Annotated in this window: 4 protein-coding genes; all 4 read left to right on the top strand. The window is 57.5% G+C overall.

The genetic code is table 11. From position 1 onward, the window contains the following. The coding region (locus B3Y70_RS11860) for an NAD-glutamate dehydrogenase (RefSeq protein WP_288589856.1) at positions 1-3713 on the top strand (3713 nt) is incomplete at its 5' end. 68 nt (positions 3714-3781) lie between these two features. Beyond that, the gene (gene can / locus B3Y70_RS11865; protein ID WP_011785417.1) at positions 3782-4459 is read left to right on the top strand and encodes a carbonate dehydratase; all 678 of its coding nucleotides are present in this window, start codon (positions 3782-3784) and stop codon (positions 4457-4459) included. Between the two features lie 126 nt (positions 4460-4585). After that, on the top strand, positions 4586-4759 hold the full coding sequence (locus tag B3Y70_RS11870; protein ID WP_014421070.1) for a hypothetical protein: 174 nt from the start codon (positions 4586-4588) through the stop codon (positions 4757-4759). 133 nt (positions 4760-4892) lie between these two features. Beyond that, positions 4893-5656 (top strand): methyltransferase small domain-containing protein (locus B3Y70_RS11875; RefSeq protein WP_288589858.1); only part of this gene is annotated, 764 nt, incomplete at its 3' end.

Below are 5656 nucleotides of genomic sequence, written 5' to 3' on the forward strand. Positions count from 1 at the left end.
ATGAGTTGCTGCGCGTTGCCAAGAGCATTCTCTACATCCAGGAGCGTCGCCGCATCGAGCTGTTCATGCGGGAGGACGTATACGGCCAGTTTGTGACCTGCCTGGCCTTCTTCCCCAGGGATATCTACAACACCGAGTTACGCCTGAAGGTGGAACAGGTGTTGCTGGACCGCCTGGAGGCTGAGGACATTGAGTTTGTTACGCACTTTTCCGAATCGGTGCTGGCCCGGGTGCAGTTCACCATCCGGGTGCCGCAGGTGGAAAACCGCCAGTTGCCGCTGGCGGAAATCCGCGACAAGGTCATTGAGCTTGCCCAGTCCTGGCGTGATGGCCTCTACGAGGCTCTGAGCGAGGCTTACGGCGAAGAGCAGGGCAACGAGCTTTATCGTGTCTGGGCGGGCGGTTTCCCGGCCAGCTACACCGATATGTTCTCGCCCCGCCGGGCCGCTATCGACCTGGAGCACATCACCGCCTCTGCCCGTGATGATGATCTGGCCATGAGCTTCTACCGGGCTCTGGAAGAAGACGAGAACACGCTGCATTTTAAGCTGTTCTATCCGGATGAGCCGCTGCCACTGTCGGATGTGATGCCGATTTTCGACAATCTCGGTTTCCGGGTGATTGGCGAGCACCCGTTTGAGGTGATTGACCGAACGGGTAAAACGGTTTGGATTCATGACTTTACCCTGCAGTCCCACACTGGGAACGTGGTGGATATTCACCGTATTCGCCCGATTTTCGAAGAGTTGTTCCGCCGGGTCTGGCACGGTGAAGCCGAAAACGACGCCTTTAACCGCCTGTTGTTGTCCTCCTACATGAGCTGGCGTGAGATCGCGTTGCTGCGTACTTACGCCCGCTACATGCGCCAGATCCGGTTCTCCAACAGTCAGACGTTCATTTCCAACACGTTGGTCAACCACGTCAACCTGACACGGATCCTGCTGGAGTACTTTGAGGTTCGATTCAACCCTGAGCGTTTCAAGAGTAAGGGCAAAAGCGAGGCGGCCCAGCAGAAACTGGAAATCGAATTCAACGCCGGCCTGGATGAAGTGGAGAACCTCAGTGAGGATCGCGTGCTACGGCTGTATCTGGAGCTGATGCAGGCGACGTTGCGCACCAACTACTACCAGCTGGATGGCGAGGGCCAGCCCAAGCCCTACATCAGTGTGAAATTTGACCCGTCGCAGATTCCGGACATGCCGCTGCCATTACCCATGTTCGAGATCTTTGTGTATTCCCCTCGTGTGGAGGGGGTTCACCTGCGTGGTGGCAAAGTGGCCCGTGGTGGTTTGCGCTGGTCGGATCGGTTCGAGGACTACCGCACAGAAATTCTGGGCCTGGTAAAAGCGCAGCAAGTGAAAAATGCCGTCATTGTGCCGGTGGGCGCGAAGGGTGGCTTTGTGGCCAAGCGCCTGCCCGATCCGTCTGACCGGGAGGCATTCCAGGCAGAGGGTATTGCGGCCTACAAAACATTCATCCGGGGCTTGCTGGATATCACAGATAACCTGGTGGATTCCGGCATCCAGCCGCCGGAGCGGGTCATCCGCCATGACGAGGACGATCACTACCTCGTGGTGGCGGCTGACAAAGGCACCGCCACTTTCTCCGACATCGCTAATGGCCTGGCCGCGGAATATGGCTTCTGGATGGGAGATGCCTTCGCCTCCGGTGGCAGTAACGGTTATGACCACAAGAAAATGGGCATTACTGCCCGGGGCGCCTGGGTTTCGGTGGAACGGCACTTCCGTGAGATGGGTATTAACCCGGCTGTGGATGAGTTCACCGCCATCGGTATCGGTGATATGGGTGGGGACGTGTTCGGCAATGGCCTGCTGTGCTCGGAAAAAACCCGGCTGGTGGCCGCCTTCAACCATATCCACATCTTCATTGACCCGACCCCGGACACCGAACGCAGCTACAAGGAGCGTAAGCGCCTGTTTGAACTGCCGCGTTCCGCCTGGACCGATTACGACAGCAAGTTGATTTCGAAGGGCGGCGGCGTTTTCAGCCGCAATGCCAAGTCCATTCCGGTCAGCCCAGAAATGAAAAAGCTGCTGGGCATCAAGGCGGACCGCGTTCCGCCCAATATGCTGATCAGTCACATCCTCAAGGCCGAAGTGGACCTGCTCTGGATTGGTGGTATTGGCACTTACGTGAAGGGCAGCGGTGAAAGCCACTCCGATGTGGGCGACAAGGCCAATGATGGCCTGCGGATCAATGGTGCCGAGCTGCGCTGCAAGGTTGTAGGTGAGGGCGGAAATCTCGGCTTCACCCAGATGGGGCGGATTGAATACGCCCTGAAGGGTGGTCGCCTGAATACTGACTTCATCGACAACTCGGGCGGCGTGGACTGCTCTGACCATGAAGTGAACATGAAGATCCTGCTCAACCGGGCGGTGGCCATGGGCGATCTGACTGGCAAGCAGCGCAACATCATGCTGGAGGAAATGACTGATGATGTTGCCTCGCTGGTGCTGAAGAACAACTACCGTCAGACCCAGGCCATCAGTATCGCCAGCGAGGATGCCGCCACCCGGCTGGAGGAGTATCGTCGGCTGATGAATACCTTCGAGAGCGAAGGCAAGCTCAACCGGGCACTGGAGTTCCTGCCGGATGACGAAACCCTGTCAGAGCGCAAGCTGGCCAAGAAAGGGCTGACGCGGCCGGAACTGTCGGTGCTGATTTCCTACGTCAAAGGGGATCTGAAGCAGGTGCTGATCGACAGTAATCTGCCGGACAATCCTCTGCTGGCGGGTGAGATGTACAAGGTCTTCCCGCGGGATCTGACCAAGCGTTTCTCGAAAGAGCTGGGTGAACACCAACTGCGACGGGAGATCATCGCAACCCAGATCGCCAACGACATGGTTAACCACATGGGCATTACCTTTGTGGAGCGCCTGAACCAGTCTACCGGGGCGGACGCAGCATCCATTGCCCTGGCCTGGATTATTGCCCGGGATGTGTTCCGCATCGACAGCTGGTGGGACAAGATTGAAGCGCTGGATTTCCACGTTTCCGCGGATCTGCAGATGGAGTTGATGCAGGATCTGATGCGTCTGATGCGTCGGGCTGTGCGCTGGTTGCTTCGTAATCGCCGGGCAGAACTCAATATCCAGAGTCACATGGAGCGGTTTGCCGACAGCGTCTGGGCCATTACCTCGGGTCTGCCGGAATACCTTGGCGACCAGGCTCGTGCCAATTGGGAAAAACGCAATGATCAGCTGATGGCTGCGGGTTTGCCGAAGGAACTGGCGTCGGTGCTGGCAGGAACCGGCTATCTGTATTCCTCTCTTGGTATTATCGAGGCACAGGAAGCCACAGGCATGCCGCTGAAAACGGTGGCCAACCTGTACTACGATCTGGGTGACCGTCTCGACCTGACCTGGTTCGCTAATGCCATCGCAGCGTTGACGCCAAGTTCCCATTGGCAGGCCCTGGCGCGGGAAAGCTTCCGGGAGGATCTGGACTGGCAGCAACGGGCTCTGACCACCGGTGTGCTGAAAACCGCTGAAAGCCCGGAGAAAGTCACCGATAGTGTGAACGCCTGGGAGCAGCGCAACCAGCACATGATTGATCGCTGGAACGCGATGCTGGCGGAACTCAAAGGTGTAAGGGAACCGGAATACGCCATGTTCTCGGTCGCACTGCGGGAGCTGCTGGACCTGGCGCAAAGCACCATGCACCAGAGCCCGGAAGACGTAACGACCAACTGACTATTGCGTTATGTCGTTGATTCCCGTTCAATCCCGCAGCGGGAATCAATGGCAGGAGCAACAAGATAATGGCACCACTGAAACATCTACTGGACAAGAACCGGGCCTGGGCCAATGGCATCAAGTCGGTGGACCCGAAGTTCTTTGACCGGCTCTCGAACCAGCAGGCACCGGAGTACCTGTGGATCGGCTGTGCCGACAGTCGGGTACCTGCGAACCAGATTGTGGACTTGCTCCCCGGTGAACTTTTCGTGCACAGAAACGTGGCCAACGTGGTTGTACATACAGATTTCAACTGCCTGTCGGTGCTCCAGTTCGCCATCGAAGTGTTGAAGGTCAAACACGTATTGGTGGTGGGGCATTACGGTTGTGGTGGCGTGCGCGCGGCATTGCTGAACGAAGGCTTTGGCCTGATTTCAAATTGGCTCCGCCATGTTCAGGACGTGCGTGACCGTCACCAGTCCGTACTGGACGCCATTCCCAATGTGCAGGACCGGGTAGACCGCCTGTGTGAGCTGAACGTGGTAGAGCAGGTAGGGCATGTGTGCCAGAACAACATCGTTCAGGAAGCCTGGCGTCGCGGCCAGCCATTGACTGTGCACGGTTTCGTTTACGACGTGGCCGACGGTCTGTTGAGGGATATGGGGCTCTCGATCGCCAGTGAGGCAGACCGGGAAACGATTCGTCAGTCCAGTCTGGATGAGCTGATCGAACGACCGGTTCGCTCCGGGCGCCAAAAAATATAATGCGAAGAATGTCAAAAACTGTCAAAAAATCGTGATGCTCGTCACTTCCTGACCCGTGGCGTCATCACAGTAGTGACCTTCTGCGTCTGTTACAGTAGCAACTGTAAGCAGTAAGGGAGGTAAACCATGAAAGAACTGATGCAGAAAGCCCTGCAGGCACTGGGAACCCGCAGAAACGAAAGTTCTGCCATGGATAGCGCAAGGGCTGAGGCCAAGCGCACCGAAGCACGCACCCCGGAAGATTGGGGAATGTCACCTGAAGACGCCCTGCGTGTGGGTACGGTTGCACGTTACAAATAATATCTGGCTCTTCCCGGGCGGCCCCAGAGGCCGACCCCGATAGCGATAGCCCCGACTGATGCCACAGGGCAGACTCGGGGCTTTTTTCCGGTTAGCATACGCGGCTCATGATTCTGGCAATGGTCCGCTACCCATGTCTGCACTGCCCAATACCCACGAAGTTCTGCTCCGCAATGCGCATCTGTTGAATGGACGCCCAGCGCTGTTAGGCGTCTCGGATGCATCGCTTTTGCCCCGATGCCCGGTTCCCGGTATCGCGATGACCGAGCACGCCGGTCTTTGGCAAATCCTGTCCCATGACACTGACTGGGCTGGCTGTTTTGGTTACGAGCCAGATCGGCAGCAGCAGGGCTCTTGCGATACCGTGGTGGTATTTTTGCCTAAAGCCCGGGCTGAGTGTGAGCTCCGCCTGGCTTTGGCTCGTTACCTCGGCAAACCAGGTGCGGCACTGGTGGTTATTGGCGAGAAGAAGGAAGGCATTGCCGGTGCCATAAAGCAGTTTTCCGTCGTCGCCGGGGAGGTTGTAAAGGTCGACAGCGCCCGCCATTGCCAGGTCTGGTGCGGCAGAAATACCCAACCCCTGACCGAATTCCGGTTGACTGACTGGCTCAGCTGGACGGAGCTTTCCTGCGCTGGCGTGGCGCTCTCTGTTGCCGGCTTGCCAGGCGTTTTCAGTCTGGGTCGACTGGACGATGGCACCCGGATGTTGTTGGAAACCCTGGCTGAGTCACCCCTGGGTGTCGATCGGGTGCTCGATTTCGCTTGCGGTGCAGGTGTTATCGGGTCCTGGCTGCATGGTTTTCATCAGTTGGCGGGGAAGAAGCCAATTCGAGTAGATGGGACCGATGTTCAGGCGCAGGCCGTGTTCTGTGCCCGGGAAAGTTACCGTAAGGCAGG

The organism is Marinobacter sp. UBA5687, from assembly GCF_002420325.1.
Lineage (GTDB): Bacteria > Pseudomonadota > Gammaproteobacteria > Pseudomonadales > Oleiphilaceae > Marinobacter > Marinobacter nauticus.

Bases quoted from the DNA above. Each gene is read 5' to 3' on its own strand.
- can (WP_011785417.1), top strand. From the start codon at position 3,782: ATGGCACCACTGAAACATCTACTGGACAAGAACCGGGCCTGGGCCAAT.
- B3Y70_RS11870 (WP_014421070.1), top strand. From the start codon at position 4,586: ATGAAAGAACTGATGCAGAAAGCCCTGCAGGCACTGGGAACCCGCAGA.